The 818-nt window shown below is 30.1% G+C and carries 2 protein-coding genes; both read left to right on the top strand.

The features are described 5' to 3' along the window. Positions 1-186: hypothetical protein (locus tag DCH402_RS22925; protein ID WP_233276265.1), on the top strand; the 186-nt coding region annotated here is incomplete at its 5' end. Between the two features lie 110 nt (positions 187-296). Further along, entirely contained in the window at positions 297-740 is a 444-nt protein-coding gene (locus DCH402_RS22800; protein ID WP_039998810.1) for a glycosyltransferase family protein, read from the top strand. The last annotated feature ends 78 nt before the right edge of the window (positions 741-818 follow it).

Below are 818 nucleotides of genomic sequence, written 5' to 3'. Positions count from 1 at the left end.
ATTATATTTGTTAACGGAATTCGGACTGTAAATGGCCTTGTTAAATCATCTATCAATACTGCAAACGCTTTTGCTGAAGAAGGACTGGATGTTCATTTAATTAATTTTGTTGGCAATATTACTGGAGCAGAGCATTTATCCCCCCCATCCACTTACATCCCAATGTCAAAACCTCCAGCATCATAGATTTATTTAATGACATTCCAGAAAATGTTAGCTGCCGAAATATTCCTTTTTATTCTATCCATCAACAATTCTTCAAAGCCGAATACAGTGCCCACTATAAGCATGTTTTGATGAAAATTGAATCTTTATTATCTGAAGAAGATAGCATTATCTTCACTCATCCTCTTCAACTGGAAATGTATCGTTTAGCGAATAATAATATTAAGTCAAAAGCCAAGCTAATTGTACAAATTCATGGTAACTATATGGAAGAAATCCATAACTATGAAATTTTGGCACGAAATATCGATTATGTTGATTATCTTCAAACGGTATCTGATGAAATGCTGGAAGAAATGCATTCCCATTTCAAAATCAAAAAAGACAAATTAGTTTTTATTCCAAACATCACTTATCCCATTTCATTAGAAAAAAAAGAAGCTGATTTCTTTATTAAGGATAATGAAGACATTGATAATGCTCAGAAATTTAAACGTATCTCTATTGTTGGCAGTATTCAGCCAAGAAAAAACCAATTGGATGCCATTAAAATCATCAATAAAATTAAAAAATGAAAATTACATTTTACAGATAGATGGCAAATCTATTAATAAAGATTACTTTGAATTAATTAAAAAATATATAAAGACAAT

The organism is Dickeya chrysanthemi NCPPB 402, from assembly GCF_000406105.1.
Classification (GTDB): Bacteria; Pseudomonadota; Gammaproteobacteria; order Enterobacterales; family Enterobacteriaceae; genus Dickeya; species Dickeya chrysanthemi.
This window is presented reverse-complemented; position numbering and strand designations above follow the sequence as displayed.

Excerpts from the sequence above, each read along its gene's own strand:
- DCH402_RS22800 (WP_039998810.1), top strand. The coding sequence starts at position 297 with ATGAAAATTGAATCTTTATTATCTGAAGAAGATAGCATTATCTTCACT.